The sequence below is a fragment of the Paenibacillus polysaccharolyticus genome (assembly GCF_023714295.1).
Lineage (GTDB): Bacteria > Bacillota > Bacilli > Paenibacillales > Paenibacillaceae > Paenibacillus > Paenibacillus polysaccharolyticus_A.
Window position 1 is genome coordinate 21534 of record NZ_JAMAUN010000011.1, and the last position, 17969, is coordinate 39502.

A 17969-nucleotide genomic window follows, 5' to 3' on the forward strand; every position below is an offset into this window, starting at 1 on the left:
ATCCGTCCTGATAAAAAATGAGTTCGGATTCGACTCCTTTCTCCACCTTTGCCTTCAGCAAATGATATGACACTATATAATATATATCGTGATATAATTGCTTTTTTTGAATGGGGATCATGTAAAAATAAAAAAAGGCCAACCGTTAGAAACAGGTTGACCTCGCATAATAGAGAATAGGAAAAAGATGGTCAGCGATCTCTTCTATTCCGCTCTCTATCGTTTACATTTTCTATATGTTAACGCACCTCAAAATGACGAACACGGACGCCCGCAGGTAATATTAGATAGATATCCTGCACTCCTGATGCGCCTGTCAGTTCAACCTCTACCGTAGACCACTGCTGGGCACCGCTTTGTGCCAGCTCTACACGTCCTGCAAGGGCACCGTCCGGGGTACCCAATCTCACTTCCAGCAGACCCCCTTGCTGTTCTGCAGATAGGCGAGCTTCAAATGTGGTGGCCCCGTTGCCAAGGTCAGCATCCCTAAAGGCAATCCACCCTTGTTCTCCTATGACACGAACTGCTGTACCACCCTCTTTGCACTCATCCAGTTCCACACCCCGATAAGCATCATAATTCTCGGCACGTGTAGTCACGCTCAAGTCACGTGCAGGTATGATCTCTCCATCTATTTTTAGATCTGCGACCAACTGCACATCGGAGGAAGATTTGGCTGCCATAATCGAATAGATGCCATCCTCGACCACATAACGATCACGAGTAACATCCCAGATGGCCAATTCCGAAACAGGCAGATCAAAATGAACAGTCGCTGTCGCTCCAGCTTCAATATGCAGACGTCGGAAAGCTTTTAGCGTTTTGAGTGGACGTTTCACTCGTGACTTTCCTGCACGCACATACAACTGCACGACCTCATCGCTGGCGATTGAACTGGTATTCGTCACATCCACTCGAATGGTCACGCGGTCGTCTTTTCCTGCTTGCGCAGGGCTAATCTCCAGATTGCTGTATTTAAATGAAGCATAGGTCAGACCATGTCCGAACGGATATAACACATTTCCTTCAAAATATTGATACGTGCGGCCCGCTTGGATAATATCATAATCCCGGATATCAGGCAGTTGATCTTCCGATTGTACCCATGTCATGTTCAGACGGCCTGCAGGTGCATAGTCTCCGTACAATACGTCAGCGACTGCGTTCCCCAGCTCCTGTCCGGCGTGTGACGTATACAGGACCGCTGGAATATTCTCTTGAACCCAGTTGCAGGTAAATGGATAACTCCCTACAATCACCACTACGGTGTTCGGGTTAGCTTCATGCACAGCCTTTACCAGCTGAAGCTGTGATTCAGCCAGCTCCAGACTTGGACGGTCCACTTCTTCTTTACCGTTAACAAGCGGGTTGTTACCGACAAATACAATCGCTGTCTCGGCTGCTTGGGCTACAGCAACAGCCTCGTCGACCCCATTCGTTACGACATTTTGCTCGAATAGCTCTGCATCACCGAATGTTGTCAACTCTTCGGCCACCTTGAGTGCATCATGGCCATCATTCGATGTCGTCACGATTCTACCATTCCATGTGGTAAGCCCCACACGACCCTCCGCCTGTGGCAACAGATGAAACACTTCTTTGACAAACCAGCCATACACTTCATTAGCCGAGGCAGTGACCGACTCTTCATCTGTAGTCAGGTATTTGCGGTTACTCTCTGCCTCCAACGTGTAACTACCGAACCCCCAATCCGTCACTCGGAATGTCTCGGCTTCTTCTGAGGCTCTCACTGCCATCTCAGATGAGCCCTCCACTCTCACAAGGCCCAGCTTTTTGCCGCTTGCTGCGGATTTGAGTGTGATGCGATTATCACCGTCTTGGAATGTAACGTTATCACTGCCCACTTTGCCGCGAATCGCTTCCAGTGGCGTGATGCTGTAGGGTAGCGTACCAGCATACCAATCCCGATAGACCGTTCCGCCAAGCTGGCCAATCACAGCTACTTTGCCTGTTTTGGTTTTGTCCAACGGAAGGGTACCATTTTCGTTTTTGAGCAAAACCACCTGCTCTCTTGCCGCCCGGAGAGACAGCGCTTTGGCCTTCTCCGTCATCATGGATTCCTCACCAATTGCAGCGTAGGGATTGCCTTCTTCCGGATCAAATTCACCTAGACGGAATCGCACACGGAATGTATTAAACAAGGCTGTGTCGATATCTTTCATGGTCAGCAGCCCCTGCTCCAATCCTTCACGAAGCGCTTGCTTGGACAGTTCGGCATCGTCGGTGATACTGTCGATCCCCGCTTTGACCGATTCAACCGTACCCGGTGTGTGGGATTCATAATATTTATGATCATTCTTGATGCCCATCACGTCGCCCGCGTCACTGACGATGAATCCATCCATGCCCCATTCGCCTTTAACAATCTCGTTCACAAAAGGATGCAACAAAGCCGGCGTGCCATTAATCGAGTTGTACGCTGTCATCATCGACTGTGCACCGCCTTGCTTGAATGGCTTTTCGAACGCTTTCAAATAATATTCACGCATATTGCGTGGATCAATGCTGGATGAGCCGCTACCACGATCCACTTCGTTGTTGTTGCCGAGGAAGTGTTTGAGCGTTGCCACAGCTTTGTAATACTTGGGATGGTCTCCTTGAATACCTTTGACCAATGCGGTTGTCAACTCTGCGGTCAGTTCCGGGTCCTCGCCATACGCCTCTTCGTTTCGTCCCCAGCGCGGGTCACGTTCCATATCCACCGTTGGTGCCCACAGTGTAAGACCGTTGACGGCAGGATTCCGTTTGTAAAATACACGTGCTTCGTCTCCGATGACGGAGCCGATCTCTTTCATCAGTTCGGTATCCCACGTACATGCGAGTCCTACAGGCTGCGGGAATGATGTAGCTTCACCAAGCCAAGCCAGGCCGTGAGCGGCTTCCGTTCCATGTTTATAAGCAGCAACACCCAGGCGTTCTACGGCTGGCTGGTATTGCAGCATGGATTCAATTTTTTCATCGTCCGTCAAGCGGGACACAAGGTCCTTCACTCGATCGTTAAGTGCCATGGTTGTATCTTGAAACGGATATTTCGTTTGATGAGTTGTCATAGCTAATCTCCCTTTAATGTATAGTATAGATTGATTATGATAGCGAATACATTTTAATTCATGAAAACGGACTATATCTTTCGGATTACCTCTCTAAATTAGGAAAAATACCTTTATGAAACATGATTTATTTTTATTTCAGAGGATATTAATCAAAAACCTAAAACGATTTCGGTAATCTTACTATAAAACATTCTGATATAAAAAAACAGAGGGACGTTTCAAGAAAATGTTCCTCTTCCTTTCTTAAAAATATGTGGCTACTCGTTTTTTTCTGGCATACTCTGGCAATCCTGATTAGAAGTACAGGGACTTCTGCTTCTGAACGTCCCCTATTATGCTGGGATCATGATTAGGAGGAAACCAATCCAATGAATAACAATGAGCAGTTGAACACAAGTTTGCCACCGGTTCCCGAATCTTTGTGGCGTGCCGCGAATACATTCGAATCTTATCCGAAGTTAACAGAAGATACCACAGCGGATGTAGCGATTATCGGAGCCGGGATTGCAGGCATCACCACAGCCTATTTGCTTGCCCAGTCTGGACTGAGTGTCGTTCTGCTTGAAGCTGGAAAAGTACTGGACGGCACAACAGGCCATACAACCGCCAAAGTATCTGCACAGCATGGCGTCATTTTTGATGAAATTATGCATCACTTCGGACATGAGCAGGCACGGATGTACTATGAAGGAAATGCGAATGCAGCGAGCTGGATGCGCAATCTTGTCAAGGAAAAGCAGATCGATTGTCAGTGGGCTGATGAGGATGCCTATGTCTACATTCAGTCCGATGACCATATCAAAAAGCTGGAAATTGAGCTGACCGCTTATGGCAAACTCAACATTCCTGGTGAATGGGTAGACCCCCTTCCGATTCCTGTCCCCTCGAGAGCAGGCATTCGTATGTCTGGACAAGCACGCTTCGATCCCTTGGCTTACCTGCATTACCTGCTTGCTTCAGCTGTGAAACAAGGGGTACGTGTCTATGAACATACGACAGTAACGGACGTGGAGGAAGATGCCTCGCTGAAAATCAGAACCTATGGCGGTTCATTCGTCACGGCAGAGCATATCGTTGTCGCTTCCCATTTTCCCGTATATGATCCGGGATTTTACTTTACGCGACTTCATGCCGAACGCTCCTATGCGGTGATGGTTGAACCTGAAAGACCTTATGCAGGCGGCATGTACATCTCCGATGATGAACCGGCCCGTTCACTCCGTGCTGTCGTTCATAATGGTAAAGAGCATATTCTATTCGGCGGAGAAAATCATAAAACCGGACAAGGCATCTGTACCTTCGGTCACTACGAGCGCCTGGAGAAATATGCAGCCGAGACATTTGGGATTCGTAACATTCCGTTTCGCTGGTCAGCTCAGGATCTGATCTCCATCGATAAAGTGCCCTACATCGGGCCGATTACCGGAAGGCATGAACGGGTCTATGTCGCTACAGGCTTTGCCAAATGGGGCATGACTACTGGTACAATGGCTGGACATCTGCTGGCAGACCGAATTACCGGAAGAGATAACCCGCACGCAGAAGTATTTGATCCGGCAAGATTCAAGGCAGACCCGGGTTTCAAACACTTTATCGTAGAGAACGTCAATGTTGCGAAGGAGTTAATTGCAGGCAAAGTCGGCATCGTGCACAAAAATATAAACGAGCTTGGCAACGACGAAGGCGCAGTCGTGCGTCATAACGGTAAAAGGGCCGGAGCCTATAAGGACACCAGCGGTAAGTTGTTCCTGGTTGATACAACTTGCACCCACTTGGGGTGCGAAGTGGAATGGAATAATGGGGAACGTTCCTGGGACTGCCCGTGCCACGGCTCACGCTTTAATTATGAAGGACATGTCATTGAAGGGCCTGCGGTCGAAGACCTGCCCATCCTGGATGTGCAGGGGCAGTAAATACAATAGAAGTAAACTATATATCCATACAACGAATAACTCCTTCCCCACCAAATGTACAAAAGTTGTATTTCTGCACTCCATTTGTGAATATATGTGGAGTTCGCTGACATACATTTCATCTCATAGACCGGATCGGTATCCGTCTCCAGACGGAAGCAGCCGACCCGGTTTTTCTGTATGCTGGTATAGAAGGAAGTTATAATACGATCTGACATTACATAAATACGGAATGCATTGATGAATCCACTACCACTGCACTGAACATAGGGTGCGAAAGGAACACAAGATGAATAGACAACAATTTATGCAAGCTATGGAAGTCGTTTTACGTCCGATGGACCGGTTGGAACGTGCGGAACTCCTTGCAGATTATGCCCAAAAGTTCACACTAGGGCTACGTGAAGGCAAATCGGAGGAAGACATTACACGTGAGCTCGGCCACCCGGAGGAAATTGCACGTAAAGTACTCGGCGAACGGTATACCGCTAACGCATACTCTCACACATCCGATAGAGATCCCTTTGATGGGCCAACGTTCAGAGAGATGAAACCACCTGTTAATCACAATCGGGCTACGCGGAACTTTTTTGTCGGCATAGGCTTGATCTTCCTTAATCTTACACTCATGATTCCTATTGGTCTTAGCCTCTGGTCTGTATGGCTTACAATTGCAAGTCTGTCCTTGCTTGCGCTGGCTCCTGTCGCAGCTGCCTTCGACTATCTGTATCTGAATCACCTTGAAACAACAGAATTTTTCGTTGCTATTGGGCTGTTCGGTATTGGCATTTTGTTTGCCCTTGCCTCCAAATATATCTTTATCGCATTTAAAAATATGACATTTCACTATATTCGGTGGAATATCAACGTGATGAAAGGGGATGTTTCTGCATGAGCACGAAGAAATGGCTAGCACTGGCTCTCGTCTGCATTGGCATAGGTTTACTTGGAACATCGGTCTATGGTTTTCAGTTCAAGGATGATAGGGAAGCATACAGCAAGCGGTGGGAACTCAGCACCGGAGGACTGCAAGATGATCTGCAAAATATTCAGCTGGATGGCAATTTTAATGCGGATATCGAATTCATCGTTAGTCCAGACAACACCGCGTATATCGAAGTGGATGGAAAGTGGGAACCGGAGGTTATTCAAAGCTTCGAGGAGGCAAGTTTTACCGATGGCACATTCCAGCTGACGCTGCAAAAACACAACCGTCTGAAGTTGTTCTCTTTTAATTGGAACTGGGGGGAACCAGATTCAAGAATAACCGTGGCTTTGCCAGAAGGATATCCCTTGAATGATGTCACACTACACTCTAGCTCAGCGGATTGGGATATAACCGGGCTACATGCTGAATCTCTGGAGATGAAAAGCACCTCAGGCTCCATTGTGTTGCGTGATATTCAGGTTCCTCGCATGGAATTGTCTTTGACCTCAGGGGATATCACTGCTTCTGCTATTCAAGGGGATTTAGACGTAGAACAGACATCAGGAAGCTTCACCGCAAAACAAGTGGATGGAAAAGTAAATAGCGTGATTCAATCAGGAGATGTGGAAATTGCACAATTGAATGGTGAGGCTAATGTTGAGTTCACATCCGGCAGTATTGATATCCAGCAATCTCACGCAGCGCCTATTCAGGTATCAGGGACATCGGGGGATATATCCATTCAGGCTGCGCCTGATTTTGATGGAATTTATGAGGCCAAGGCCACTTCGGGCGACGTTAATATACCGGAGTCACCAGGCATAAGTCAGGATGTGATCCAGGCACGTACGACTTCTGGCAGCATTCGAATCACCCAACCGCGCTAACGTGTGATGAAGCATATTTCCGATCATTGGGTAAAGTATAGTATAATCAAGTGCTAACCCAAATGCTGAGGAGGAATATTCCTATGGAACTTAAAAATAAAACAGCCATCATTACTGGCGCCGGTAAAGGTATTGGCCGTGCCATCGCGGAAGCCCTTGCCAAAGAAGGCGTACATCTTGGACTGATCGCCCGCACCGCTTCCGATCTGCAAGCCCTTCAAGAGTCTTTAAGCCAGCAATATGGCGTGAAAGTAACAAGTGCTGCAGCAGACATCTCGGATCGCTCTCAAGCTGAAGCAGCGGTCGCGGCTATCGAGATGGAGCTTGGAGCGGTAGATATCCTCATTAACAATGCAGGGATCGGAAGCTTCGGTACACTGCTAGAGATGGACCCTGAAGAGTGGGAACGCATCCTGCATGTGAATGTCATGGGTACATACTATGTAACTCGCGCCATTCTTCCAAGCATGATCAAGGAAAGCAGCGGCAGCATCATTAATATCGCTTCAACGGCAGGTGAGCGCGGATTCGCTACAGGTTCAGCCTATTGTGCATCCAAATTCGCATTGCTGGGCATGACGGAATCCTTGATGCAGGAAGTTCGCAAATCGAACATTCGTGTAACCGCGCTGACACCAAGCACCGTAAATACGGAACTGGCTGTGAATGCCGGACTCAAGATCGGAGACGAGGATCGCATGATGCAAGCCGAAGATGTAGCCGAACTGGCGCTGGCTACCCTCAAGCTGTCTGACCGCGTATTCGTCAAAGCCGCAGGGATCTGGACAACCAATCCACAGTAAGATGTGACTCCACCAACCAGAATGCTGGTTGGTGGTTTTTGATGCCGAACACTTCTCTATCGTAATCATTAAGGAACCTTTTAAAAGTAAACCGGCATCCCCTGGAGTTTTGATTTTGTTTTTAAGAAAATGAATTGATGTTTTATCCCGGACTATTTATAGTTTTATGATTTGGACAGTGGTCTGCGTAGCTTTTGTTCGTTTACTCATTCGTAGATACGACTTTCCGGTATACGTTCTGGCCCGAGTCCGGGATTTTGTCGTAGCTTTGATACAATAGAAACAAGCAGAATGAAAGAGCCTTCGGAATTGATCGAGATTCCAAGGCTCTTTCATGTTTATTTCTTGTTTATTTTTTGTTTATTGTGTTTTTGTATAATAAACCTGATTTTTGTCGAAATGGGGGACGAGAGCTGTGAATCATCAAAGAAAAGCCAAACAATGGTTGAGGAAGTTGTATATATTGAGCATGGCGTTGATTATTGCATGTTCAAGCATATTAGAAATCCCGGTTTATGCAGCTGAGACTTGGAGTCAATTTGGCCGGATCGGGTCGGTCTCCAGTTCAAACCCCGGAGGTTTTGCCTCTCCCAAAGGAGTAACGGTAGACAGCAGCGGGAATGTGTATGTGGCCGATAGTAGCAACCATCGCATTCAGAAGCTGACCCTATCGACGAATACATGGAGCGAGTGGAAAAAGGTCGGTGGCGGCGCAGGAAGCGGTTTGGGCGAGTTTAACAGCCCATGCGCAGTGGCGGTAGACAGCAGCGGAAATGTATACGTGGCCGATTCTGGCAACCATCGCATACAGAAGCTGACACTATCGACGAATACATGGAGCGAGTGGAAAAAGGTCGGCGGCGGCAATGGACTCGGTTTGGGCGAGTTTTACAATCCAAGAGGAGTGGCGGTAGACAGCAGCGGGAATTTGTACGTGGCCGATAGTAGCAACCATCGCATACAGAAACTGACCCTATCGACGAATACATGGAGCGTGTGGAAAAAGCCCAGTACCGGCGCAGTCGCAGGAAACGGCTTGGGCGAGTTTAATTTTCCTAATGGAGTGGCGGTAGACAGCAGTGGGAACGTGTATGTGGGTGATAGTAACAACCATCGTATTCAGAAGCTGAACAAATCCACGAATACATGGAGCGAGTGGGTGAAGAGCGGCGGCGGCGCAGGAGCCGGTTTGGGTGAGTTTAATACTCCAAGAGCAGTGGCGGTAGACGGCAGCGGGAACATCTATGTGGCCGATACTGGCAACCATCGCATTCAGAAGCTGAACGCAGGAAGCGGTACATGGAGCGAGTGGGTGAAGAGCGGCGGTGGTTCAGGAAACGGCTCGGGCGAATTTATTAATCCAAATGGAGTGGCGGTAGACAACAGTGGGAATGTATATGTGGCCGATGACAGTAATCGTATTCAGAAGCTGAACGCAGCCAACAATACATGGAGCGAGTGGTCTGTATTAGGGCCTGTTAACGGGATTAGTCCGGGCGAGTTTACTTTTCCAAGAGCAGTGGCGGTAGACAGTAGCGGGAACATCTATGTGGCCGATTCTGGCAACCATCGCATACAGAAGCTGAACAAATCCACGAATACATGGAGCGAGTGGAAAAAGGTCGGCGGCGGCAATGGAAGCGGCTTGGGCGAGTTTTACAATCCATTGGGAGTGGCGGTAGACAGCAGCGGGAACGTGTATGTGGCCGATACCGGCAACCATCGCATTCAGAAGCTGACCCTATCGACGAATACATGGAGCGAGTGGAAAAAGGTCGGCGGCGGCACTGGAACCAGCTTGGGCGAGTTTAGCGTCCCAAGTGCAGTGGCGGTAGACCTTAACGGGAATGTGTATGTGGCCGATTCCGGCAACCATCGCATTCAGAAGCTGACCCTATCGACGAATACATGGAGCGAGTGGAAAAAGGTCGGCGGCGGCCCAGGAAGCAGTTTGGGAGAGTTTAGCGTTCCAGGTGCAGTGGCGGTAGACCTTAACGGGAATGTGTACGTGGCCGATTCTGGCAACCAGCGCATTCAGAAGTTGACCCTATCGACGAATACATGGAGCGAGTGGAAGAAGGTCGGCGGCGGCACTGGAACCAGCTTGGGCGAGTTTAACAATCCAAGAGCAGTGGCGGTAGACAGCAGCGGGAATGTGTATGTGGCCGATTCCGGCAACCATCGCATACAGAAGCTGACCCTATCGACGAATACATGGGGCGAGTGGAAAAAGGTCGGCGGTGGCACTGGAACCAGCTTGGGCGAGTTTAATACTCCTTATGGAGTGGCGGTAGACAGCAGCGGGAATGTGTACGTGGCCGATTCGGCCAACCATCGCATGCAGAAGCTGGATATACCTTCATCTGCGATCATTGACTTTGCAAGCACAGCGAAGACGAGCACAACGGCATCGTTCAGTTGGACTGCAGCCAGCGGAGCGACGGGACTCCTCATCGAGCAGTCGCCAGCCGGAGCGAATACATGGACAACGACCACGATTGGCGCGATTGCAACCAATTCGACGACTGCGACGGTAACAGGGCTCAGCGCGGCCACCGCATATGATTTCCGGTTAGTGGTCAGCGGCGGGGCGAACGCAGGCAACTCGAACACGGTGAGCGTCACGACCGATAATGTACCAACGTACACGATAGCAGAGATAGCGGATCAAACGGCAACGGAACTGACGGCAGGTTACAGTTCGGGCACTCAGGACACGAAAACGATCACGATTACGAAAACCGGTACCGGAGATTTGACAAACGTAGCGACGGCGTTAAGCGGAACCAATGCGACCGACTTTGTAATTACGCAGCCGGGAACGACGACACTAAACAGCGGAACGACGTCGACGACGTTTACGGTGAAAGCAAAGGACGGCCTGGCAGCAGGCACGTACACCGCAGCGGTGACGGTATATGCGGACAACATGACGAACGTGACATTTGCGGTTACACAGACGGTGAATCCGGCGCCCGTGGCACCGTCTATCACAAGTCAGCCGGGCAACAAGACAGTGACAGCGGGACAAATGGCAACGTTCAGTATAACCGCCAGCGGCGACGCGCCGCTTAGCTACCAGTGGAAGAAAGACGGCAATGCGCTGACAGACGGCGAAAACATCAGCGGAGCAACGGCGGCGACCCTAAGCATCAGTAACACGCAATCGGGCGATGCGGGCAGTTATACCGTCGTGGTCACCAATGCAGCGGGGAATGCGTCAAGCAACCCGGCAACTCTGACGGTGAGCGCTCTGACCAACGCGGCAACACCAAGCATTGATACGCAACCGACGGGTACCACGGTTAACGAAGGTGACAGCAGCCCGAACTTGAGCGTAGCGGCCAGTGTAAGTGACGGCGGAACGCTGTCCTACCAGTGGTACAGCAATTCGGTGAACAGCACGATCGGCGGTAATGCCATTGCGGGTGCAACCAGCGCAACCTATGCCGCGCCGACGACATCGACAGGCACGACCTACTATTATGTTGTCGTGACGAACACGAACAACAGCGTCAGCGGCACCAAGACCGCAACGGCAACGAGCAACATCGCTGCGGTCAACGTGAACGCTCTGACCAACGCGGCATCACCAAGCATTGATACCCAGCCGACGGGCGCCACGGTTAACGAAGGTGATAGTAGCCCGAACTTGAGCGTAGCAGCCAGCGTAAATGACGGCGGAACGCTGTCCTATCAGTGGTACAGCAATTCGGTGAACAGCACGATCGGCGGTAATGCCATTGCGGGTGCAACCAGTACAACCTATGCCGCGCCGACGACATCGACAGGCACGACCTACTACTATGCTGTCGTGACGAACACAAACAACGGTGTCAGCGGCACCAAGACCGCAACGGCAACGAGCAACATCGCTGTGGTCAACGTGAACGCTCTGACCAACGCGGCATCACCAAGCATTGATACCCAGCCGACAGGCGCCACGGTTAATGAAGGTGACAGCAGCCCGAACTTGAGCGTAGCGGCCAGTGTAAGTGACGGCGGAACGCTGTCCTACCAGTGGTACAGCAATTCGTTGAACAGCACGGTCGGCGGTAATGCAATTGCGGGTGCAACCAGTACAACCTATGCTGCGCCGACGACATCGACTGGTACGACCTACTACTATGTTGTCGTGACGAACACGAACAACAGCGTGAACGGCACCAAGACCGCAACGGCAACGAGTAGCATCGCTACGATCAACGTAAACATCGCGCCTACCCATACGATTGCTCCTATTGCGGATCAAACGTTAGCTGCACTTACTCAAGGTTATGCTCTGGGTACCCAAGAGACAAAAACTATCGATGTAACGAATACTGGCACGAGCGATTTGTCGAATCTGTCGGCAACGGTTAGCGGCATTCATGCTAGCGATTTTGTGATTACGCAACCAAGTGCAACGTTAGTGAACGGAGCGACCACGTCAGCCTTTACGGTGAAAGCGAAAGATGGCTTACCAGCGGGGACATATACCGCAACAATAACGTTATCAGCAACCCAAATGACGGATGTGACGTTTACAGTGATGCAAGTTGTGAACATGCCGAACGCACCGGAAAATCCGCAAAACCTTGTGGCTGTCGGTGGAAACGGTGAGGTCACCCTAAATTGGAGTACGGTAACGGGAGCGACGTATTACAACCTTTATATGGCGACTGATCCAAGTCAGCTTAGTACCGCTTCGGTTGTTATCATCAATTCCTCTACCTACAATGCACAAAACCTGCTAAACGGCACGACCTATTTCTTTACAGTAAGAGCAGGTAACTCGGGAGGCTTAAGTGGGGAATCGAATCAGGCAAACGCCACCCCTGCAACTGTACCGGCAGCCCCAACGAATGTTTTGGCAGTAGCTGGAAACGGAGAAGCCACCGTAACCTTTACAGCTCCAACCGAGAACGGTGGAAGCCCGATTACGGGGTATGCAGTAACCGATTCATCAGGGAATGCAGTCACAACAGGAGCGGCAAGTCCGATTGTAATTACAGGTTTAACGAATGGAACGAGCTATACATTTACGGTGAAAGCGATCAATGGTCTAGGAAAAAGTACAGCATCCGCTAATTCAAATGCGGTCATTCCGCAAAAGTCATCCGGCGGTAGCACGGTCCCGATCGATACGCCATCCGTGCCTAGTACTCCAACCATCCCGGAGAAAACGAATACGGGAATGGATATACTTGTGAATGGTAAAGCGGAAAATGCGGGGACCGTAGCGAGAACCCAACGAAACGGTCAAACCGTTACAACCGTGTTTGTGGATCAGAAAAAGTTAGAGGACAAGCTCGCTGCGGAAGGCCAAAATGCCGTGGTGGCGATACTTGTAAATGACAAATCCCATGTGACCGTCGGCTCATTGAACGGTCAGATGGTGAAAAACATGGAGGACAAGCAAGCTGTTCTTGAGATCAAAACCGATCGTGCAACCTATACGATTCCAGCGCAACAAATCAATATTAATACGATATCCGAGCAGGTCGGCAAGTCAGTAGCCTTGCAAGATATCCAGGTACAAATCGAAATCTCCGAACCAACAACAGATATGGTGAAAGTTGTTGAGAATGCGGCAGCCAAGGGAACGTTCACGCTTGTCGTACCGCCGTTAAACTTCACGGTGAAGGGTATCTACGGAGATAAGACTGTCGAAGTATCGAAGTTTAATGCCTATGTCAAACGAAATATTGTGATTCCGAATGGTGTTGATCCCGGTAAGATTACCACAGGAATTGTTGTTGAGACAGACGGAACCATACGTCATGTTCCGACCAAGATTGTCGTGATTGACGGCAAATATTACGCGCAAATCAATAGCTTGACGAATAGCACGTATTCTCTTGTCTACCATCCGCTCGAATTTGAAGATGTGGCCAAACATTGGGCAAAACAAGCAGTGAGCGACATGGGATCACGGATGATTATCGATGGTACGGACAATGGTATGTTCAGTCCCGACCGGGATATTACCCGTGCTGAGTTTGCAGCTATCATTGTTCGCGCATTGGGACTCAAGACGGAGAATGGAGCAACCTCATTCTCAGACATACAATCAACAGATTGGTACAGCAGTGCTGTCAATACTGCTTATGCCTACCACTTGATCGGCGGTTTTGAAGATGGTACCTTCCGTCCGATGGACACGATTACACGGGAACAGGCAATGGTGATCCTCTCCAAAGCAATGGCGATTACTAGTCTGAAAGGCAATCTTGCTGTTCAATCGACAGATGTAATACTTCGCCCTTATGGAGATACGGCAACTGTGTCTGCATGGGCGCTGAGCAGTGTAGCTGATACTGTAGAGGCTGGCATTGTATCAGGAAGAGGCGGCAATGAGCTTGCACCGAAGGATTACATCACTAGAGCTGAGGTTGCCAAAATTATTCAGGGACTATTGCAAAAATCCGGCTTGATTTAAGCAAGGGGATGACGGCAGCTGAATTGTGATTTGGCACAGCTAAGACTCGCAAAGAAGAACTAATTAACTAAAACAAGGTGAGGGACACGTGTCCCTCACCTGTTTATGCTTTTGTAATACACTTGAATCAGATCTTTACTAATAAAAGCAGACGGTACACATCATATTTTGAATCCGTCCCTTTCCTCACTCGCCTCACTTACCTTACTTGTTCAACAGATGATCCAGCTCCAATTCCTTGGACACCGCAATCAGCACAACGGCGAGTTCCTCGCCGATATTAGTCACTTCATGGGGTACAATCGCGTTCCATGTAAACGAATCTCCCGCTTCCAGCGTCTCCACATCTTCCCCCTGCTTCGCTTGGATGATACCTTGCAGCACCAGATGGCTTTCCTCCCCCGCATGTTTGCTGATCCCGGTCGAAGCTCCCGCTGGCAGTTCTACTATGGACATACGCATCGCACCTTTTGCCGTTAACTGCTGTACTTTAATCTGCCCGCTACCCGCTGTAGTCTCCTTGCGTTCATGCTTGCGAACCACATTCATACGCTGCTCTGATGTCAACAACAGGTAGGGTAGCGGGACGCCCAGATAGTCCGCAATGCTTTCCAATGTAGCGATGGACGGTGACGTTTTGTTATTTTCCACATTACTGATAAATCCTTTGGACAACCCTGTCCCCTCACAGAGTTGCATAATCGTAATCTGTTTCTGTTTGCGTATCGTTCGAATGGCCAAGCCAATATCCATGTGACCGCCCTCTCTTCTCTCTAACTACCGTTTCATTGAAATCAAGATTCAACCGTTGACTCTACAAAAACAAGGCGATTGCCGAATGGATCGGTAATGGTCATTTCCCGTGAATCCCAAGGCGTTTTTTGGATACCCGGTTTCGCATATTTATATTTTTGCAAAGAAATCCGCTCATGCAGCTCCTCCAGATGCTCCGTCTCAATGCGTAATGCCGCACCAGGAGTACAGTCTCCGTGATGTTCGGACAGATGAATGACAATCTCATCCTGCGACACCTGCATGTACAGCGGCATATCGGCCTCGAATCGATGCTCCCAGTCCACGTTGAACCCCAAGTAATCCATGTAAAATTCCTTTGCCTTCGCTTCATCAAAAATTCTAAGAATAGGTACGATATGTTTCATCATCTTCTTCACGTCCTCCTCTAAAGAGATAAAAGCACAACAACAATTCTTATTCCAAGTTCCCTTATACAAAACATATTTTCATCATACAAAAAAAGTGTTGACCCTACAATGAAAGCATGATAGATTTTGTTCATAAATAAGAATATTATTTTCACATAGGTGAACTTTTTATTTTTAGTTTAATCCCTGTCATTAATTCATTCCAACTCTTTTGCTTCATTGGTTTGATCTATGCATTCATTTTATACATTCGATTTATCACAACTCATATTTCACCTGGAGGTGTATTGGTTTGAATTCTACTTATATGCATGAGGTGAAGTTACCTCCACATTACGATAAAACCCAGCAATATCCTGTTATTTTTGCCTTGCACGGCATGGGATCAGATGAGCAGGACATGCTTCGCTTAATGGAGCCGCTGTCTACCGATTTCATTATTGTTGCCATTCGTGGGCCTATTGTACAGGGCGGTGGTTATGCTTATTTTCAGATCAAAAGTATAGGCAATCCCGTTCGCGAGTTATACGATGCCTCGGTTCAAGGACTGCAACAGCTCATCATCGAGCTGTCGGCTCAATATGCCATTGATCCTGCACGGCGTTATATCGCCGGATTCAGTCAGGGCGGCATCATGGCGATGACGCTTGCCTTGGTGATGGGTGATGCCATCAAAGGTATCGTAGCTATGAGCGGATACATTCCGCAGTTTGTGAAAGAGGAATATGCTTTGAAACCTTATTCCAACCTGTCCGCTTTTATCTCACACGGCGATCAGGACCACCTTTTCCCGTTACAGCTAGGCGAAGATAATGCTTCGTTTTTCCGGAATCATACGAATCAAGTTACGTATGTGCCGTACAGCGGGGGTCACCATGTAACCCCTGAGTTATATGCCAAACTCCAACACTTCCTTCGGACGGATGCTGGGGTATCTACAGAAGACAAGAAAGGAATGACTGAATCATGATGCCATCATTGTTTATCGCCCACGGCGCTCCTTCACTTGCACTGGAGGAGAATACGTACACTGAATTTTTGCAAAAACTTGGGCAGGATCTGCCCAAACCTAAAGCAATCGTCCTCTTCTCCGCTCACTGGGAATCGACGACACAGCTCGTATCTGCTGTAACCGGCTCATATGACACGATCTATGATTTCGGTGGTTTTCAACCCGAACTGTACCAGATCAAATATCCAGCGCAAGGACATGCCGAAACAACCGCTGAGATCGTCAAGTTGTTCACCGAAGCGGGTATTTCAGTGCAGACGGACGAGGTGCGCGGCCTGGACCATGGAGCGTGGGTCGTACTGCGCCTGCTCTACCCAGAAGCAGACATTCCTGTAATTGCTCTCTCTGTGAACCGTTATCTGACAGGTGAGCAGCAGTATCAGATCGGACAAGCACTCGCTTCTTTGCGTGAGCAAGACGTTCTTGTCATTGGCAGTGGCGGAACCGTGCATAACCTGCGCCGTCTGAACTGGGAAAGTCAAGGTGTAGATTCTTGGGCTATGGAATTCGATAGCTGGCTCCAAGATAAGCTGGAGCGCTGGGATACGGATTCCCTCTTCGCTTATGACAAGCTTGCTCCGTCTGCACAGACAGCGGTTCCTACGCCAGAGCATTTTGTGCCAATCCTCATCGCCATGGGTGCAGGAGATAAGAGAAAACAAGCCTCTCTCTTGTTCCGGGCATATCAGCTGGGTAACCTGAGTTTATCCTGCTGGAGATTTGAATAACAAAACATGAGATTGGTTTAAAACCAGTAGACCACATAGAGACCAAAGCGTGAGTCACAGGGTAACCCTGCTGCTCACGCTTTTTTTTGAGATATTGTTAGGTGGTTGAATGCAACTACATAGACCACAAGTGCACTTTTACACTTCCATATTCATTCGTTATGTAGGACTCCCGCTTGGGTCTATGGTTTCTTGTTCGAGTTTCCTGAGTAAATCTATACTAGTGGGAAACCATCTCATCAACAGATTTATTAGATGAGTATGACATGCGAACGCTCATAAGGAGGCGAAACATGATGGCAGAACCAAAGTCAGAACAACGGATCGATGAACTCATGCAAGAGTTGCTAGAACTGCTGGAAGAAAAGGTGCAGGATGAGGAAAACCAGGAGTTGCTGGAGGCCTACCGCGAACAGGAAGGAGCAACCGATGAGGAGCTTGACGCGTTTGAGCAATATTACAGTATACGTCTACCGGCAGATTTCCGGGCATTCTACAAGCGTAAAAACGGCAGCGGATATGCCTTTCACGTTCTTTTTCCAGGTGATGCCGCACAAAATGAAGATATGGTCTTCTACATGTTATCGCTGGAACAAATGAAGAGAGAACATGACGGTACTGTAGAGATTCGGATGAAGGACTACTTTTCCGAAGAAGAAATGCGTGAGCTGGACCCACGAATCAAGCCTTATTTGCATCAGAAATCATGGATTACCTTTGGCAAGCTGGGAGGTGGTTCGCTGTATTTGATGTTGGATTTCGATCCAACAGAGCAAGGAACATATGGACAGATTATTATATTCAAACATGATCCTGACTTTGTCTATTACGTGGCTGAAACCTTCACCGAATTACTGGAGCAATCCAATCGTAACTTGCGTGAGATCGATGTGATCGAATACTAAGTCAAATTGAATCACAAACAATTATATTAACAGCCGTTATCGTCTGGATAGTGATATGACCATTTTTTATAATGCTGGGAGTTGTAAAGGCGGTTATAATAACATTTAGTGGAAATGCACAAGCTACCGGAAGAA

Annotated in this window: 11 protein-coding genes; 8 read left to right on the forward strand and 3 right to left on the reverse strand. The window is 48.7% G+C overall.

Translation table 11 applies throughout. The features are described 5' to 3' along the window. Positions 1 to 239: 239 nt before the first annotated feature. A complete protein-coding gene (locus tag M3629_RS22070; RefSeq protein ID WP_251510346.1) occupies positions 240 to 3071 on the reverse strand; it encodes a glycoside hydrolase family 3 protein in 2832 nt (943 codons plus the stop codon). 371 nt (positions 3072 to 3442) lie between these two features. Here M3629_RS22070 and M3629_RS22075 point away from each other — a divergent pair, with 371 nt between their 5' ends. From M3629_RS22075 to M3629_RS22095, 5 genes are all read left to right on the forward strand, one after another. After that, positions 3443 to 4987, forward strand: a complete 1545-nt coding sequence (locus M3629_RS22075; protein ID WP_251510347.1) for an FAD-dependent oxidoreductase — start codon at positions 3443 to 3445, stop codon at positions 4985 to 4987. Positions 4988 to 5276: 289 nt separating this feature from the next. Next, positions 5277 to 5882: a DUF1700 domain-containing protein gene (locus tag M3629_RS22080; protein WP_251510349.1), complete on the forward strand. Its 606-nt coding sequence runs from the start codon at positions 5277 to 5279 to the stop codon at positions 5880 to 5882. Further along, positions 5879 to 6802 carry a DUF4097 family beta strand repeat-containing protein gene (locus M3629_RS22085; RefSeq protein ID WP_251510350.1) on the forward strand — a complete coding sequence of 308 codons (924 nt, stop codon included), beginning with the start codon at positions 5879 to 5881 and terminating at the stop codon, positions 6800 to 6802. The genes M3629_RS22080 and M3629_RS22085 overlap by 4 nt, the downstream gene beginning before the upstream one ends. Before the next feature lie 83 nt (positions 6803 to 6885). After that, positions 6886 to 7605: a 3-ketoacyl-ACP reductase gene (locus M3629_RS22090; RefSeq protein WP_090924125.1), complete on the forward strand. Its 720-nt coding sequence runs from the start codon at positions 6886 to 6888 to the stop codon at positions 7603 to 7605. Between the two features lie 415 nt (positions 7606 to 8020). Continuing rightward, entirely contained in the window at positions 8021 to 14026 is a 6006-nt protein-coding gene (locus M3629_RS22095) for an S-layer homology domain-containing protein (protein WP_251510352.1), read from the forward strand. A gap of 204 nt (positions 14027 to 14230) precedes the next feature. Here the strand turns inward: M3629_RS22095 and M3629_RS22100 are convergent, their stop codons facing one another. Beyond that, the gene (locus M3629_RS22100) at positions 14231 to 14779 is read right to left on the reverse strand and encodes a helix-turn-helix domain-containing protein (RefSeq protein WP_251510353.1); all 549 of its coding nucleotides are present in this window, start codon (positions 14777 to 14779) and stop codon (positions 14231 to 14233) included. Positions 14780 to 14820: 41 nt separating this feature from the next. Beyond that, entirely contained in the window at positions 14821 to 15186 is a 366-nt protein-coding gene (locus M3629_RS22105; protein WP_435368259.1) for a glyoxalase superfamily protein, read from the reverse strand. A gap of 295 nt (positions 15187 to 15481) precedes the next feature. Between M3629_RS22105 and M3629_RS22110 the strand changes: the two genes are divergently transcribed. The 3 genes from M3629_RS22110 to M3629_RS22120 all read left to right on the forward strand — a co-directional run bounded on the left by M3629_RS22110 (position 15482) and on the right by M3629_RS22120 (position 17834). Continuing rightward, on the forward strand, positions 15482 to 16159 hold the full coding sequence (locus M3629_RS22110) for an alpha/beta hydrolase (protein ID WP_251510355.1): 678 nt from the start codon (positions 15482 to 15484) through the stop codon (positions 16157 to 16159). Next, complete coding sequence (locus M3629_RS22115) at positions 16156 to 16929, forward strand: DODA-type extradiol aromatic ring-opening family dioxygenase (RefSeq protein WP_251510356.1); 774 nt, start codon at positions 16156 to 16158, stop codon at positions 16927 to 16929. Before M3629_RS22110 ends, M3629_RS22115 begins: the two co-directional genes overlap by 4 nt. Positions 16930 to 17222: 293 nt before the next feature. Beyond that, the gene (locus tag M3629_RS22120) at positions 17223 to 17834 is read left to right on the forward strand and encodes an SMI1/KNR4 family protein (protein ID WP_251510357.1); all 612 of its coding nucleotides are present in this window, start codon (positions 17223 to 17225) and stop codon (positions 17832 to 17834) included. The last annotated feature ends 135 nt before the right edge of the window (positions 17835 to 17969 follow it).